The sequence below is a fragment of the Acinetobacter geminorum genome, assembly GCF_013009345.1.
Classification (GTDB): domain Bacteria; phylum Pseudomonadota; class Gammaproteobacteria; order Pseudomonadales; family Moraxellaceae; genus Acinetobacter; species Acinetobacter geminorum.
Window position 1 is genome coordinate 22144 of sequence record NZ_JABELE010000024.1, and the last position, 15302, is coordinate 37445.

Sequence of the window (15302 nt, forward strand, 5' to 3'; positions counted from 1 at the left end):
TTTTCCGCTACAATTTAGCGTTTTTAAAAAATAAGCCCCGTATCACATGCAAGGTTTGGCATAAAACAAACAGGCATTGATACATTTAGCCAAATTCGAAAATATGGAGTGACTTGGTTGTGAGTACTCGTTTAATGACATCTGCTGAAATTCGTGAAGCATTTTTGCGCTACTTTGAAACGCAAGGGCATACACGTATCGCGTCGAGTTCTCTTGTTCCTGCCAACGACCCAACTTTATTATTTACAAATGCTGGGATGAACCAGTTTAAAGACTGCTTTTTAGGTCTCGAGAAACGTGACTATGTGCGTGCGACCACATCACAAAAATGTGTACGCGCTGGCGGTAAACACAATGACTTAGATAACGTTGGCTACACTGCACGTCACCATACATTCTTTGAAATGTTAGGTAACTTCTCATTCGGTGATTACTTCAAACGTGATGCACTTAAATTCGCATGGGAATTTTTAACCAGCGAACAATGGCTTGCTTTACCAAAAGATAAACTTTATGCCACGGTTTACCACACCGATGACGAAGCTTACGACATCTGGAACAAAGAAATCGGTTTAGCACCAGAACGTATTATCCGTATTGGTGATAATAAGGGCGAAAAATACGCATCTGATAACTTCTGGGCAATGGGTGATACTGGCCCATGTGGTCCATGTTCTGAGATTTTCTTTGACCATGGTGATCACATTTGGGGTGGTTTACCAGGCTCACCTGAAGAAGACGGTGACCGTTTCATTGAAATCTGGAACAACGTTTTCATGCAGTTTAACCGTACTGCTGATGGCGTGCTTCACCCTCTTCCTGCTCCATCTGTTGATACAGGTATGGGCTTAGAGCGTATCTCTGCTGTATTGCAACATGTTAATTCAAACTACGACATTGACCTGTTCCAACACTTATTAAAAGCTGCTGCAAATATTATTGGTATTGAAGACCAAGGTCAGCCTTCTTTACGTGTTGTTGCAGACCATGCGCGCTCATGCTGTTTCCTCATTGCTGATGGTGTGAACCCAAGCAATGAAGGTCGTGGTTATGTACTTCGCCGTATTATCCGCCGTGCTGTTCGTCACGGAAATAAACTTGGTGCAACTGGTACGTTCTTCTACAAAATGTTGCAACCTTTAATTGAAGTTATGGGTGATGCATATCCAGAGCTTGCAGCGCGTAAAGACGTGATTGAAGCAACTTTAATTCGTGAAGAAGAACAGTTTGCTAAAACACTTGAGCAAGGCTTGAAACTACTTGAAGGCGAACTTGCTCAATTAAAAGATAAAACGATTCCTGGTGCGACTGTATTTAAACTTTACGACACTTATGGTTTCCCGACAGACTTAACTGCTGATATTGCACGTGAACGTGACTTTATTATTGATGAAGCTGGTTTTGAAGTAGAAATGGCAGCACAGCGTCAACGTGCTCGTGATGCTGGTAAGTTTGCAGTTGATTACAACAATATTGTAAAAGTTGAAGGCGAAACTCAGTTTGATGGTTACATCAACACCACTGGTCAAGGTCAAATTGTAGCGATCTATAAAGATGGCGTCCAAGTTGACGAAGTTTCTGAAGGTGATGAAGCGCTTATCGTTTTAAACCAAACTCCTTTCTATGCTGAAAGTGGTGGTCAGATTGGCGACACTGGTATCTTCAAAAATGAAACTGGTATTTTTGAAGTTCAAGATACTAAAAAGTCAGGTGGTGCCTTTGTTCATCAAGGTATTGTGACCGTTGGTAGTCTTAAAGCCGATCAAAATGTTGAAGCGATTGTTAAAGCAGACATTCGTGAAGCAACTGCACGTAACCACTCTGCAACTCACCTATTACATGCTGCCCTTCGTCAAATCTTAGGTTCACATGTACAACAAAAAGGTTCTCTAGTTGCAAGCGATATCTTACGTTTCGACTTTGCTAATGACCAACCTGTAACTTTTGAACAGTTACAACAAGTTGAACGTTTAGTGAATGCAGAAATTATTGCAAACAGTGCTGTAACAACCGAACTTCTTGATATCGAAGCTGCAAAAGCTAAAGGTGCCATGATGTTGTTTGGTGAAAAATACGGTGATGAAGTACGTGTACTTTCTATGGGTTCAATTATTGATGAGAAAAACTTCTCAATTGAACTATGTGGTGGTATTCACGTTAAACGTACAGGTGATATTGGTTTATTCAAAATCACTTCAGAAGGTGGTGTAGCTGCTGGTGTACGCCGTATTGAAGCTGTTACAGGTACTAAAGCGCTAGATGTAGTACAAAAAACTGATGCTGATATCCAGCACATTAATGGCTTATTAAAAGCACAGAAAGACCAAACTGTTGAGCGTGTACAAGCCAATGTTGAATTGGTTTCTGCATTACAAAAACAGATTGAACAGCTCAATCAGAAATTGGCAAACTTCCAAGCGTCAGAATTGATTGATCAGGTACAAACCATTGCTGGTCGTCAAACGCTTATTACCACTGTTCAAGGCGTAGATGCAAAATCACTTCGCAACTTACATGACAGTGTTAAATCGAAATTAGAGAATGCAGTTATTGTTTTAGCTGGTGTAGAGGGTGACAAAGTTAGCCTACTTGCTTCAGTTGCATCACAATACACTGCAACTCTAAAAGCAGGTGACATCATCAAACATCTAGCAACCGAGTTAGATGGTAAAGGTGGTGGTAAACCTGACTTAGCACAAGGTGGCGCGCCACTTAACGAGAAGTTTGGACAAGTTATCGCAGCATTGCCTGCATGGCTTGAACAAAAATAAGACTTCACTTTTTGTGTAACTGACCCTGAAAAGCCTCTCAGGGTCATGGCTTATATGGAACAACTATGGCATTAATCGTTCAAAAGAATTAATGCCATTTAGCCACTCCAAGACACACTAAGACAAAAACTACAATAAAAGCCTTATTTCTCAATATTTCCCCCATTTTTAATATAGACACACTAAGACATTTTAGGACAGAATAAGCCCTATCAATTATGTACACATACGTGTACATATTCGCACTTATCTCTTACTTGACCAAAATTATGTACACAGGTGGACTATGGCTTTAACTGAAGTGTGGCTGAAAGCTAATAACGGCAAGGCACGTGATAAAGTTGAAGAAATAGCAGATCGGGACTCAATGAGTGTCAGGATCTCACCTAAAGGGAAAATTGTTTTTCAGCTTCGGTACCGTTTTGCTGGAAAAGCCGAACGCTTAGATCTGGGCACCTACCCTCATATGTCACTCAAAGATGCACGCATGAAAGCTGGCGAAATGCGGTCGCTTTTAGATAAAGGAATGAACCCTAAAGTTGAGGTTCGTGTACAGCAGCAAAAATATATTGATGCAAGCACATTTGAAGAGGTTTTTAATGATTGGTATGAAAGTTATTGCCTGAAAAAGAAAACTTCTGCCCAACAAATTAAGAATACCTTTGAACAACATGTAATTCCTGAGGTTGGCGATTTACCAGTTGACAGAATCACCTTGCAACAATGGTTAGCTTTACTTGAGGAACTAGCTGATGAAGTACCTTCTATTGCAGATCGGGTTTTAACGAATGCAAAACAGGTTCTTAAGTGGGCTAAAAAGAGACAGTTACTTGAAGTAAATGTTTTATCCGACATTTATGCCAAGGAAGATTTGGGCATTGAGAGAAATAGAGGAACCAGATTTCTTTCTGATGAAGAAATCAAAATGGTTTTGATGGCTATTGAAGAATCAAATATTTTGCCTAAAAACAAAATTTTCCTAAAACTATGTTTAATGTTTGGTTGTAGAAATGGCGAACTCAGAAAAGCTAAAAAGACAGATTTCGATTTAAAAAGAAAAGTATGGGTTGTTCCTGTAGTAAACAATAAGACTGGCAAGAAAACTGGCCGTGAAATTATTCGCCCTATTTTGCCTGAAATGGAGGCATTAATTGTCGAGGCTTTTGAATACAGCACATGTGAGTACTTCTTAACTAATGACAGTGAAGCAACCCCTATGAGCCATGGTTCTTCAAATTCATTGCCTGGTTATGTAATGGAACGCCTTAGAAGACATCATGATTATCACATGAAACATTGGTCGCTTCATGATCTACGAAGAACTGCTCGTACTAATTTCAGTGCATTTACATCGCGTGATGTTGCACAACTCATGATTGGCCATGTAATGTCTGGTGAACAAGGCACATATGATTATTATGAGTACCTACCCCAGCAAACTGAAGCATATGCAAAATGGTTAGAAAAAATTAAATTACTTACTAAATAATTGAGAATTAAGAAATGAAAGATTGGGTTTACTTTTATATCGAGCACACAATTAAGTATGGGGAACCATTCTTTAAAGAGTCAGGATGGTCTCTTGGTTTAAGAAATAATTATATAGTTATGAGCACGATAATAAGCTGAACGTAATGATTTACAGGAATCCTAACCAGGTCTTACTTCTAATTGAAAGTTTTAAGTAAATATTATTTATCTATTTTATTAAAGCATTATTATTCAAAAAATATCTTAAAGGTTTATTTATGAAATATTCATTAAAAAGTTATCTGAGAAATCTAGTAAAGAATCACCTTTTAATCTTTGCATTTGGATTTTTAGGGTTGCTTATATTAGTAGGAACAATAATTATTAATTTTTTTTGGAGTGGCAGTTTCATGCCATCTCTTGCAAAGGACAATTCTACAATTAAAGACTATATGACTTTATATCTTTCAATGTTAGGAGTTGTTGCAACTTTATATGCAAGCTTTGTAGTTATTTATGCATATGATGCATGGAAAGAACAGAAAAACTTTGAGACAGATGTAGAATTATTAAAAGAATGTGATGAGAACTTGTGTCGATTTCAAAACGAAATTGATTTTATTTGTAAAAAAATTATTGGTATACATGATATTTACAATAGCACCAATAGTTATTATCTTTCCCACTCTATATATAGAACTCCAATTGAAATAGAAAATAAATACCTTGAAGACTTTAATATACATATAAAAAGATATCTTGACTATAACAAGCATGAGCTAAGACTTGCAGACCTAGTAAATGAATATTATGAAATGGCTAAAGATTTATTATATTTCAACAAAGATTTCACTACTAATATATATTCACGAATATATGATGAATTAAAAGTTATTAGTAATTCTGGCTGGAGTGATGCTACTATAGTTTATCCTTACTTTGCGAGTGGTGATCCAAAGGAAAAGTTAATTGATAATTATTATTTGATATTAATAAGAAGTTATAGAAATGCAGGTTTTCTCGAAGAAATAGATAAAACTAGTAATTCAAAAACTACTAAATACTTAAACTATAAAGAATTTTATGATTTAATGATTACTTATAATCAAGAAATAAATATTATAATAAAAGACAGAATGAGAGCGTAATTATTTTTTATATTTACACTTTTAATAGATAATAACATCTTATATCTGTTAAATTGAGTTACAGTAAAAGGATCGGTGTGATGTGCTCAAACTATGAACCTATAGCCAAAGCTAGAATTCACTTACTGGATCTGTTTGAGCCAACATTTGAATATAAATCTCACATTTATCCCAACTATGAAGCCCTCTCTTATTCTCAAAAAAAGAGCAGATGGAATGGCGCTTAGCTCGTTTTGGTCTAGTAGCCTCATGGGTTAAAGATCTTAAAAAGGTCCACAATACTTATAACGCAAGAACTGAAACAGTTCACGAAAAGCCTAGTTTTAAAAATGCATGGAAGAAAAACCAATTCTGTTTAATTCCTGCAGATGTGATATTTGAACCGAAGTATATAAATAACAAGCCTGAATGGTGGGGAATTTATCGCAAAGATGATATGCCTTTCACTATCGCCGGCATTTACGAATATGCAGTAGTGAACGGTGAAGAAATCAGGTCTATGAGCATGCTCACCATTAATTCCGACCACCACCCTTTCATGAAGCAATTCCATGCGCCTACTGATGAAAAGCGCTCTATTATTGTTATTCCACCAGAATTAAGGCAAGACTGGATTCACTGTAAACATGAGGAAGCAAAGGAGTTTTTCCTAGATATGCCAGTTGATGAATTCACCGCTCAACCTCGATCAGAACTGAAGAATTTCCGACCAAATACACCATGACAGACGTCAATTTTTGACTTCTATTTGTTTATCCACAGCTTTTTAAATTTGAATTTAAGCTCATCTCTAGAATATCATCTTGAATATGTTACAAAATCAAGTTAGGGAAACATATGAGCGAAATTGCACCATCCATTATCCAGATAAAGCCATACCTTCAAAAAGGTTTTGTTTTATCTGAGGTTATGTCTATCAAGCTAGTTGTACCATCAACTCACATGCTTGTCCCTTATGCTTTAGAAAAGATTTCCGCTGGTTTCCCCTCCCCAGCACAAGATTATGTCGATAAAGCGCTCGATATGAATGAGCACTTAATCAAAAACGCAACTTCAACGTTTATTGTCAAAGTTGCATCACTATCAATGCTCAATGCGGGCATAGATATTGATGATGAATTGATTGTGGATCGTAGTCTTGATGCAAAGCACGGCGATATCGTTATTGCACTAATTGACAATGAATTCACAGTTAAACGTTTAATGATCGATGAAAAAGGAAAATGGTTAAAAGCAGAAAATCCGGATTATAAAAATATTTATTTAGCGGACGGCCAAGAACTGATTATCTGGGGCGTTGTCACTCATATCATTAAAATGACCCGGCATTAAGTCATGAAACATGAGAACAAAGTATTTTTTCTCATCGATGTAAATAACATGTACGTTTCATGTGAGAGAGTCTTTGACCCAAGTTTGAATAATAAGCCCGTTATTGTTTTGTCAAATAACGATGGGTGCGCTGTGGCGCGTAGCAATGAGGCAAAATCCTTAAATATAAAAATGGGTGTGCCGCTTTTTCAAATTAAAGACATTGTTCAGCAACATAACGTAATCGTTCTTTCAAGCAACTATGCAATGTATGCTGAAATGTCACGGCGCTTTCATACGATCCTTGCTTCGTATGTTACAGATGAAGAAGTTGAACCGTACTCGATTGATGAGTGCTTTGTAGATTTCACAGCTTATGAAAAGAACTTTGATTTAGAAAAAGTCGGGCAGCAAATGCGCCAGCAAATATGGAAATGGCTAGGCTTACCTGTATGCGTAGGAATCGGCAGAAGTAAAACAGAAGCAAAGATTGCAAATCACATTGCAAAGAAAAATCCCGGCTTTAACAGCGTTTGCGATTTAGTGAATATGGATCCTTGCAATAAAGAATATTATTTCTCATTAATTGAAGTATCTGAAGTTTGGGGCGTTGGCCGTAAGCACTCTAAAAAGCTGCAAGGTATGGGAATTAATACGGTGCTTGATTTAGCTTGTGCTGAGCCGCGCGAGATGCAGAAAAATTTCTCGATTGTTATGGCTCGTACTATCTATGAACTTCAAGGTATCTCATGCATTGAGATCGAGCACACCCCACCCTCAAAACAGCAAATAGTTGCAAGCCGGTCTTTCGGTGGTCGCGTAACTGAATTAACGGATCTTAAAGAAGCTATCTCTATGTATGCTCAAGATGCATGTAAACGCTTGCGCGATGAAGGGTTACTATGCGGATGCATGATTGCTTTTGTACAGTCAAATCCTTTCGATCCGAATGTGCCTTTTTACAATAAATCTATTACAGGCTCTTTTTCAGAACCGACTGACTGTGCAGTAGATTTTGTCAAAGCAGCTACGAGGATGTTAAACGATATCTACAAAGAAGGAATTAAATATAAGAAGTGCGGTGTAGTGCTGACATGTTTAGAACCAAAGTCTGGCCATACTTATGACCTATTAACTGATTTTAAACAAATAGAGAAAAAGGAATGTTTGATGCAAGCAATGGACGGTATTCACAGCAAATTCGGAAAGAAAAAGATTGGTGTAGGTCCCTGCTATGTGCCAGGTCGTAATTGGACAATGTCGCGGGATAAATTGAGTAGAAATCCTTTTAGGTGGGATGAATTATTAACGATAAAAGATTAAAAATAATGCAAACAGATATTGACGACTAATTATAATTAGTCCATTATTAACTCATAGACAGATGAACAGGTCATCAGTCAAAAAGCAAAGGGCTTTAAAAATGAAAACATTAATGACTAACTTAGAAACTTTAGGCTTCACAAAAGAAGCTGGCTTAAATGGCTTATCAAATGGCGATATTTCAGTAAGCCTTCACTGGTCAGGCGAAGAAGCTGTTGTTGCTATTAATGGAAAACAAGTTTTCAAATCAGGAAATGAAGCTGAAATCATTGAATTCGTTAAAGCACACTTGCCAAAAAAAGAAACAATTGAAGTTTCAGAAGTTGAATATAACGATGATTTAAACGGTTTTGTTGTTGAGTTAAAAGATGGTCGTATTGTTCAAGTTCAATTCGAAAAAGAAATAAATCGTCTTCATGCTGATTATGGAACTTATTTTGAAGTTATCGATAAAGAAAATGATTATGGCCTCAATCTTTCTGATGATGAAGAAAATCAATTCAAAGAGTGGATGCTTTCAAGCATAGATATTCAAAATAAAGTTAAAGAACTCAATGCAGAATAATTTTTATGCCTGCTTACGAGCAGGCAACATATTATAGGTTTAGTTATGATCAATCAGATTGAATTGCTTGAAAAGCTAGGAATTGCTGCATTTGGTAATGCATGGAAAGCATCTTTGGCAGATGCATTGCCAGTCGCTCGACCAACGATAACTGACTGGATGACTGGAAAGAAACCTATTCCAGTTGGCATTTGGGCCAATATTCAAAAGATCATTGAATCACGCTTGATGGGCTTACAAGGCGCCTTAGTTGAAATTAAAGAACAACGTCACTTGATTATTGTTGAAGAAATGAAACGTAAAGGTAAGGCTTATATTCAAGATGAATTTTCTGAATATCTGTATGCTATGTCAGATGATGAAATCATGACATTGCTAAAAGCATATAAAAAAGAATATGCAAGATTAGGTTCAGAATATCCAAACGATACTTTTGCTGATCTGCTAGTAATTAAAGATGCTATAGACTTCAATATTTGCATTCGAGATATAAATGGAAATCTTGATCTTAGTTTAGCTGAAGACTGTGCATTGTCTTATTTTAAAAATATGAAGTTAGCTAAAGAGTTTAATTTAGATGAAACCTTTCTAATTGAAAGAACTAAAGAAATTGAGAATAAATTTGCTCAAAATTAATTAATTTTATTAAAAATGAGCAAATAATTTCTCAATAAAAGCCCTACTCAAAGGGCTTTAACACAAATCCCAACATTTACAGACGTGTTAATTGTGTGAGCTGTGCAACCTGAGAAAAGGAGGCACAGCAATGTGATGATCGATGCAACTTTGGTACGTTTGCACATATAAGTTACTTCTTTAAAAAGAGTGCTCGCTCTGCTTCTTGACGACGAACTAGACCTTTCATAACTTTACCGCCTTTGTTTACCTCAGCAAGCAAATTACATGTGTGCTCAAGCTTTCCAACTTCTGTGACCATAATCATTAATTGCTGCATGAAAAACCTCGAGAGAATATGAGATGAGAAAAACTTTGCTCAAAATGTGCAATTATCCAGATTATTGAGCAAATAATTGCACATTAATAAAGGCTCTTACTCAAGAGCCTTCACAATCGCACCGTGTCTTGCTTTGCAGTCATTATATTTTGCAACTGTATCAACTGACCAGATCATTAAATCTTTGCCAGTTGTGCCCTTAATTTCATTTAAATTAGGGCATGGTTGAATAAGATTAGCTGGTATTACCGGCTTTAATGAGTTCATTGATTTGCTGCACCCCGTCATCATCAACACAGCTAGACTTATAAACAGGACGCTCCACGATCTTTTGCACTTCACGCTCAATATATTCGACTTTGGTGTTTTGCTCTGCTTTGACTTGTTCATAGTCTGCGCTCACTTTATTGATCTGATTTTGCTTTTCTGCAAGGGCTTTCAAATTCTTGCGCTCAATCTCTTGGATCTGAGATTGACACTTTTGTTCAGCTTCTTTTAGCTGACCAGTTTTGTAATTGAGTACGGCCAAAGATATGGCCAATAAAAAAGCGAGAAACCCAATAATGATTTCTCGCCAATATTTAGCAGCAAATACAATCCACATCACTGCGCTCCTATACATTTAGCATGTCTTTCAAGCTGTCTAGTCCAGACGCCATAGCATCCATTTTTACGAATAGAGCAATCGCGCTTTGCAACGTACTTATATTTAAGTAATGAGTCGCAAGCCGCTTTATATTGACCAGCTTTCAAGTGTTTAAGCATTGATGATTTTGCGAATGTTGGTACCCCGTACTGATATGAAAAATCCAAGTAAAGGTCATATTCAGTTTGTGATAATTTCACGCCCTTCAATGAATCTTTAAATGCCACTTCACGTTTAGCCACATCATTACGCAACCATTTATCTGCGGTCGCTCGTGTAATTGGTGGATCTGTCATTTTTACGGGTGAGCCATCTGGTTTGAATGTTGAACCATGGCCCTGTGTTGGACGATCCCCTTTAACGGGTATCACTGGCTTTGATGTAAACCCTTCATCATTTTTTACGCCCACAAAAAAAGCAGCCGAAGCTGCTAAGAATGCTGCGATATATTTAGTCTTGTTTGACATTACAGTCACCTTTCTTTTCTAAGCTTTCTAAATAAGCTTTCAGTGCAATTTCATCGCGCTTATTTTTCTTTTTGGCGTAATACCAGTTCATTAAAAAACCAGCTAAACCAATGATGATACTGACCCAAAATGCTAAATCGATTGACCCGATCCACGCCGAAACTGCTCCTGCCACACTTCCCCCGTATGTTGCACCCTTACTGGCCGCCAAAGCGGTCGATGTATCTATAATTTGCTGATTGTCTGCCATGCAGCCCCCTAATTTCGGCAATAAAAAAGCACCCAATTTAGGGTGCTTCATAACTATTGGATGAGTTAATCTCTTAAAACTAACTCATCATTTTTAACTAAATACTTATTTGCTGATATCTGGTGATCTACTTCTAAAAACTGTTGCCCCTCTTCAAGATGAATTGTTTCAGCTAGAAACTGAGGGCACTCAATTAAGTTTTGTATTTCACCAGTTTCAACCTCATAAACTGCAAAATATGCCATTACTTCCTCATCGTCATTGCATGAATATAACGTTGAGACACATTCATGGAACCACCAGCAACAACTCTCAATTGCAATTTGAATGTCCCCGCTATTCCTGTTGAATCGTGTCTTGAAATATTAATTGTTCCAGCACTACGCGAGTTACCAGTCACTAAAATGTTATGTCTATGTTCACCACCATCAGACATAGTCACGTTGCCATTTAAACTAACAGTATGGCTGTGTGACCCACCACTGTTTGTGTTTCCATTTGCACTGAATGAGTGACTGTGAAATGTACCTCCTGCATTTGTCGAGCCAGTCGTACCATTCACATTGTAGCTATGACTATGCGAACCATCTTGCCCGGTATTACCCGAAACACTAACAGCAGAACCATTATGATTGTGCATGCCATTTGCATCGGTAATAGAAGCCACTGAAGTATGTTCAATGAAGTGAACTTCCAGATCCTCAAAAACGACTTGATCATTTTTGAGAACACGACAATAAACTTGCTGTTTCGGACTGTAGCCAGTAAAACTAAAGACAGCGCCAAAAGTTAAAACTGTATGCCCCATATCTGACGGTACATTTAACGTCTGAATAGTCACATATTCAGTATCAACACCCACTGAAATTTCAGCAAATGCAGAAACTGGAACAGTTACGGCATTATCAGCAATCTTTAAAGTATCAACTGCAAGATCAGCAATTTTACCTCTTGTCACTGCAAGATTATCAATCTGAGCACTTCCAACAGCTAATTGTGCAATCTTGCCTCGCTGTACAGCCAAGTCTTTAATATGAGATGTATCGACGGATTGATAATCTATAATGACAGTTTTTAGGTATGCACCCACTGGGAAAACTGTGCCTGTTACTGGGTCAGTAAAAGGGGTTGTACGGAAAATAAATGGATATGAAACAGTGCCATTACTACCGTTTCCGATTGCAATAGAATCAAAGTTAAAAATAAACTGAGACTCTACGCCATCATTGGCACCACCCCAGCCCGCAATTTTTCCGTTCACATCCAGCTTAATGAACTTTTGTGCATATAGCCCATTGACTGATTTAGTGACCTCTTGAACAGCAGCTTTATTGCCGTTCAGATCAGTCTGAACTGTATCTGTGCGAATTGCTTGTGCTAGATCACTTTCAATACGTGCTGACTGTTCAGACCAGACGCCCGCATAGCCTCCCTCATTACCAATTAACTCAGATTCCGAGCCGATTAAAGGCGGGTTAATTTGAGCATAGACACCATCAAGTCTGATCGTTTGGGCATTAACTTTGTCATCAACATCCTTAATATCCGCCTTAACTTGCGTCAATTGTCCCGTTGAAGCTTTATCTTCAAGCTCAAGATTAATTAAATCAATCGCCTCAGCATTTGACGATGACTGCTCAACTGCTACCTGTGCCGACTGGCGTACAGTCGCAAGAGCGCTATCATTGCTTGCAATATAAGTATCAATCTTTTGAACTGTTACTTTATCGCCCTCAATTCGAGCTTGAACCTCTTGCTGGGCGTATGCCCGTAAATCATTAACCTCGACAACTGTGGTATCTATACGTTTGCTTAGTGCAAGATCTCCTTCAATCATTGCCGATTGAACAGACCATGTGCCAGCGAAGCCCTGATCATTACCGATCAAATCTGATTCAGATCCAATCAAAGGTGGATTAAGCTGTGCATATACACCGTCCGTTTTTTCAGCTACAAGTGAAAGATCATTTGCAACAACTCGAATACTTTCTTGAGCCGCTGCAATTCCCTCATCACTTGACTGTTTAACAGTATTTACAACTTCAAGAACACCTTCATCACCATCAATAATTTGCTGTGAAAGGCCATCTGAAGCTTGCTGAATAGCGTTTTGACGATCAATGACTTCTTGTGTAATCCGATCTTTCGTATTCTGAATATCTTGCTTAAGTGGACCTATTTCAGCATCAATAGTCTCAATATGATCAATCTTGGTTTTAAGATCCTGGTTGAGCTGAGACTCACTGATTTGATCATTTAAAAGCTCAAGAACATCTGTTGCATCGGCAGAAGTTGTCGCATGAGTCCAATCCGACCATGGCCCAATATTTCCAATCCTATCAATCAAACGCCCCCGATAAAATTGAGTCAGATTTGGCTGTAAACCTTGCAGAGTATGAGTCGTTGTTGGATAAGCGAATAAGCCCAATTGAGCAATGTTGCTAGTACCATCCGGTGAAACCTGAATCTCTGTATAAGCTGTATCTAGAGCACCAGTTGCAGGGAAGCCCCAATTTAGGCGCATACCAAACAAAATACCTGTTGCTTGGATAAATGCCAATTTTGGCGGTAAACCTTGCTTGCCAGAGAGTTCAGTCAAAGTTGAATAAACTGGTAAAGAAGCTATCTCAAATGCTGAAATCGCTGTTACTCGTGCTTGATATTGACCCGCATAAATACCTGGTACTTCGACTGAGTTGTTGCCAGTAATTGGTAACTTAATCCAGCTGCCGTCATCCTTGCGCCACTCAACTTGATATTTAACCGCGCCCTTAGCCTGCGCCCAGGACACAATCATTGTCGCCACATTGATACCCTGATCAATACGGCTTTCACTAGTAATTACGACATCAGTTACAGGATCCTGAATTGTTGGGTTCACAATCGAAATCGGAACCTCATCAAAATAAGCACCCTTGTCAATGGCATCGAACTTGGCTGGATTATATTGAAGTGCAGTAACTGAAAATTGATGACTTTCGTCTTGAGTAATCGAGATCACTCGAAACTTCATTGTTGCTAAATCTTGGGCATCTATAACCCATACATTTTGAGCGGCAATAGCATCAAATTCATGAGTAACAGTTACTACTCGACCTGAGATAGATTGAACAATACGAGTTTGAGCCTTTCCATCCTCGCCATTAATAATCAGTCTGTCGCCAGCAACTGCAACAACATCGTCACGATCAAGCGTAATGCTTTTACGATCTGCTGATATTTTAGATACACGTCCACCGTTTGCTCGACCAGCAAACAATGGATCTGCAATATCAATAACTCTTCCTGGCTGCGGAATATGGCCATCCAAACCAACTTTAAAACTAACAGTTCTGGTTTCTAATTGTTCAGACTTTAATGCCCACCATCCTGCTCGCTGCGCTTGTCCACGTGAGGTACAACCCCAAGCGTCAAGCTCTAAAATACGAACTTGGCCTGCTTCAGCAATCGCCTTTTCATCGCGAACAAACTCATATTCAGTTTTGTAGTGATTAGCTGGGTTATCCCACGCAATTTTTACAACATTATGGCGATCACGCGCACGGGTTCCTGAGTATTCAAAATTGCCATCAATGACATTGGCACGCGTATATGTGAAATAAGTATCTTGGGGAATATCCGCATCACAAATAATGCTATTACCATCCCAAAATGTGATAGCACGGAATACACCAGCTAATTTCGTTAAAATTTCAAAGGCACCTTCGGCACTCTGAAGATAAACATTACAAGTAAAGCGTGGTTCTTGGCCGCCTAGACCGTCTGGTACCATTTCGTCACAGTATTGTGCTAATCGGTACAATGACCACTTATCAACCATAAGTGGAGTTAAGCGGTCACCTAGCGCATAGCGATCAACTGTACAGATGTCGTAATAGATCCATGCAGGGTTGTTAGAATAAGCCTCTTTGAAAGTGCCGTCCCACATTCCAACATACTGACGTGTAACCGGATTGTAATTTGTCGGTACTTTAAGAATTTCACCCTTAGCGTCCATTGCAACTTTAGCAACATTTCCAAAGGTCTCAGCATCATACTGAAGACCCAATAATGCTGTTTTTGGATAGCGTAATTTCGCATCGATCACTTCTGTTACAGCTGCAATATACATCTTGTCGCTGATATATTCAGAAGTTGTATTGGGTGTAAGTCTACGAACACGAACAAGCCAGCCAGAGTCTGCACGAGGCAAATCAATCCGATGAGCACGTTCATAATTTGCAGATGTTTTATCTGAAATCTTGGTTTTTAGTACTTCAGTCCAGACACCTCCATCAGTCTGTAAATCGATTGCGTATTCGATCGTTACGCCTGATACATCACCATTTGTAGCGTTCTGAGTACGTAAAGGTCCCCATTTTAAGCGCAGACGAACTGCGTCAAGATCAAGATTACT

14 protein-coding genes and 1 pseudogene are annotated in these 15302 nt (G+C 38.4%); 8 read left to right on the forward strand and 7 right to left on the reverse strand.

What is annotated here, in order from left to right:
• Positions 1-134: 134 nt before the first annotated feature.
• From alaS to HJG58_RS17250, 8 genes and pseudogenes are all read left to right on the forward strand, one after another.
• Positions 135-2771 carry an alanine--tRNA ligase gene (alaS, locus tag HJG58_RS17215; protein ID WP_170249685.1) on the forward strand — a complete coding sequence of 879 codons (2637 nt, stop codon included), beginning with the start codon at positions 135-137 and terminating at the stop codon, positions 2769-2771.
• 286 nt (positions 2772-3057) lie between these two features.
• Positions 3058-4260, forward strand: coding sequence for a tyrosine-type recombinase/integrase (locus HJG58_RS17220; protein WP_170249677.1), 1203 nt, complete (start codon positions 3058-3060; stop codon positions 4258-4260).
• A gap of 259 nt (positions 4261-4519) precedes the next feature.
• A complete protein-coding gene (locus HJG58_RS17225) occupies positions 4520-5389 on the forward strand; it encodes a hypothetical protein (RefSeq protein WP_176673656.1) in 870 nt (289 codons plus the stop codon).
• An 80-nt stretch (positions 5390-5469) separates the two neighbouring features.
• Positions 5470-6113, forward strand: a pseudogene (locus HJG58_RS17230) (SOS response-associated peptidase).
• Positions 6114-6226: 113 nt separating this feature from the next.
• Positions 6227-6721 (forward strand): LexA family protein, encoded by a 495-nt coding sequence (locus tag HJG58_RS17235; RefSeq protein ID WP_114153690.1) that lies wholly within the window; start codon positions 6227-6229, stop codon positions 6719-6721.
• A 3-nt stretch (positions 6722-6724) separates the two neighbouring features.
• The gene (locus HJG58_RS17240; RefSeq protein WP_170249680.1) at positions 6725-8023 is read left to right on the forward strand and encodes a Y-family DNA polymerase; all 1299 of its coding nucleotides are present in this window, start codon (positions 6725-6727) and stop codon (positions 8021-8023) included.
• Positions 8024-8123: 100 nt separating this feature from the next.
• Complete coding sequence (locus HJG58_RS17245) at positions 8124-8588, forward strand: hypothetical protein (RefSeq protein WP_050444561.1); 465 nt, start codon at positions 8124-8126, stop codon at positions 8586-8588.
• Positions 8589-8633: 45 nt separating this feature from the next.
• Complete coding sequence (locus tag HJG58_RS17250; RefSeq protein WP_149945226.1) at positions 8634-9224, forward strand: helix-turn-helix domain-containing protein; 591 nt, start codon at positions 8634-8636, stop codon at positions 9222-9224.
• 172 nt (positions 9225-9396) lie between these two features.
• Here HJG58_RS17250 and HJG58_RS17255 read toward each other — a convergent pair whose 3' ends face one another.
• The 7 genes from HJG58_RS17255 to gpJ form a co-directional block, all read right to left on the reverse strand.
• The gene (locus HJG58_RS17255; RefSeq protein ID WP_170249681.1) at positions 9397-9543 is read right to left on the reverse strand and encodes a hypothetical protein; all 147 of its coding nucleotides are present in this window, start codon (positions 9541-9543) and stop codon (positions 9397-9399) included.
• A 96-nt stretch (positions 9544-9639) separates the two neighbouring features.
• Positions 9640-9834, reverse strand: coding sequence for an Rz1-like lysis system protein LysC (gene lysC / locus HJG58_RS19225; RefSeq protein ID WP_456263975.1), 195 nt, complete (start codon positions 9832-9834; stop codon positions 9640-9642).
• The gene (locus HJG58_RS17260) at positions 9779-10147 is read right to left on the reverse strand and encodes a hypothetical protein (RefSeq protein ID WP_170249682.1); all 369 of its coding nucleotides are present in this window, start codon (positions 10145-10147) and stop codon (positions 9779-9781) included. The genes lysC and HJG58_RS17260 overlap by 56 nt, the downstream gene beginning before the upstream one ends.
• On the reverse strand, positions 10147-10656 hold the full coding sequence (locus tag HJG58_RS17265; protein WP_031997823.1) for an endolysin LysAB3: 510 nt from the start codon (positions 10654-10656) through the stop codon (positions 10147-10149). The genes HJG58_RS17260 and HJG58_RS17265 overlap by 1 nt, the downstream gene beginning before the upstream one ends.
• Positions 10640-10906: a holin gene (locus HJG58_RS17270; protein ID WP_017394007.1), complete on the reverse strand. Its 267-nt coding sequence runs from the start codon at positions 10904-10906 to the stop codon at positions 10640-10642. The genes HJG58_RS17265 and HJG58_RS17270 overlap by 17 nt, the downstream gene beginning before the upstream one ends.
• 65 nt (positions 10907-10971) lie before the next feature.
• Positions 10972-11151 (reverse strand): hypothetical protein, encoded by a 180-nt coding sequence (locus HJG58_RS17275; protein WP_057047096.1) that lies wholly within the window; start codon positions 11149-11151, stop codon positions 10972-10974.
• Positions 11151-15302 (reverse strand): TipJ family phage tail tip protein (gene gpJ / locus HJG58_RS17280; protein WP_170249683.1); only part of this gene is annotated, 4152 nt, incomplete at its 5' end. The genes HJG58_RS17275 and gpJ, both read right to left, overlap by 1 nt.

What these genes read in the sequence shown, in the direction of transcription:
- alaS (WP_170249685.1), top strand. Translation starts at nt 135, where the DNA reads ATGACATCTGCTGAAATTCGTGAAGCATTTTTGCGCTACTTTGAAACG.
- HJG58_RS17220 (WP_170249677.1), top strand. Translation starts at nt 3,058, where the DNA reads ATGGCTTTAACTGAAGTGTGGCTGAAAGCTAATAACGGCAAGGCACGT.
- HJG58_RS17225 (WP_176673656.1), top strand. Translation starts at nt 4,520, where the DNA reads ATGAAATATTCATTAAAAAGTTATCTGAGAAATCTAGTAAAGAATCAC.
- HJG58_RS17235 (WP_114153690.1), top strand. Translation starts at nt 6,227, where the DNA reads ATGAGCGAAATTGCACCATCCATTATCCAGATAAAGCCATACCTTCAA.
- HJG58_RS17240 (WP_170249680.1), top strand. Translation starts at nt 6,725, where the DNA reads ATGAAACATGAGAACAAAGTATTTTTTCTCATCGATGTAAATAACATG.
- HJG58_RS17245 (WP_050444561.1), top strand. Translation starts at nt 8,124, where the DNA reads ATGAAAACATTAATGACTAACTTAGAAACTTTAGGCTTCACAAAAGAA.
- HJG58_RS17250 (WP_149945226.1), top strand. Translation starts at nt 8,634, where the DNA reads ATGATCAATCAGATTGAATTGCTTGAAAAGCTAGGAATTGCTGCATTT.
- HJG58_RS17255 (WP_170249681.1), bottom strand. Translation starts at nt 9,543, where the DNA reads ATGCAGCAATTAATGATTATGGTCACAGAAGTTGGAAAGCTTGAGCAC.
- lysC (WP_456263975.1), bottom strand. Translation starts at nt 9,834, where the DNA reads ATGATGACGGGGTGCAGCAAATCAATGAACTCATTAAAGCCGGTAATA.
- HJG58_RS17260 (WP_170249682.1), bottom strand. Translation starts at nt 10,147, where the DNA reads ATGTGGATTGTATTTGCTGCTAAATATTGGCGAGAAATCATTATTGGG.
- HJG58_RS17265 (WP_031997823.1), bottom strand. Translation starts at nt 10,656, where the DNA reads ATGTCAAACAAGACTAAATATATCGCAGCATTCTTAGCAGCTTCGGCT.
- HJG58_RS17270 (WP_017394007.1), bottom strand. Translation starts at nt 10,906, where the DNA reads ATGGCAGACAATCAGCAAATTATAGATACATCGACCGCTTTGGCGGCC.
- HJG58_RS17275 (WP_057047096.1), bottom strand. Translation starts at nt 11,151, where the DNA reads ATGGCATATTTTGCAGTTTATGAGGTTGAAACTGGTGAAATACAAAAC.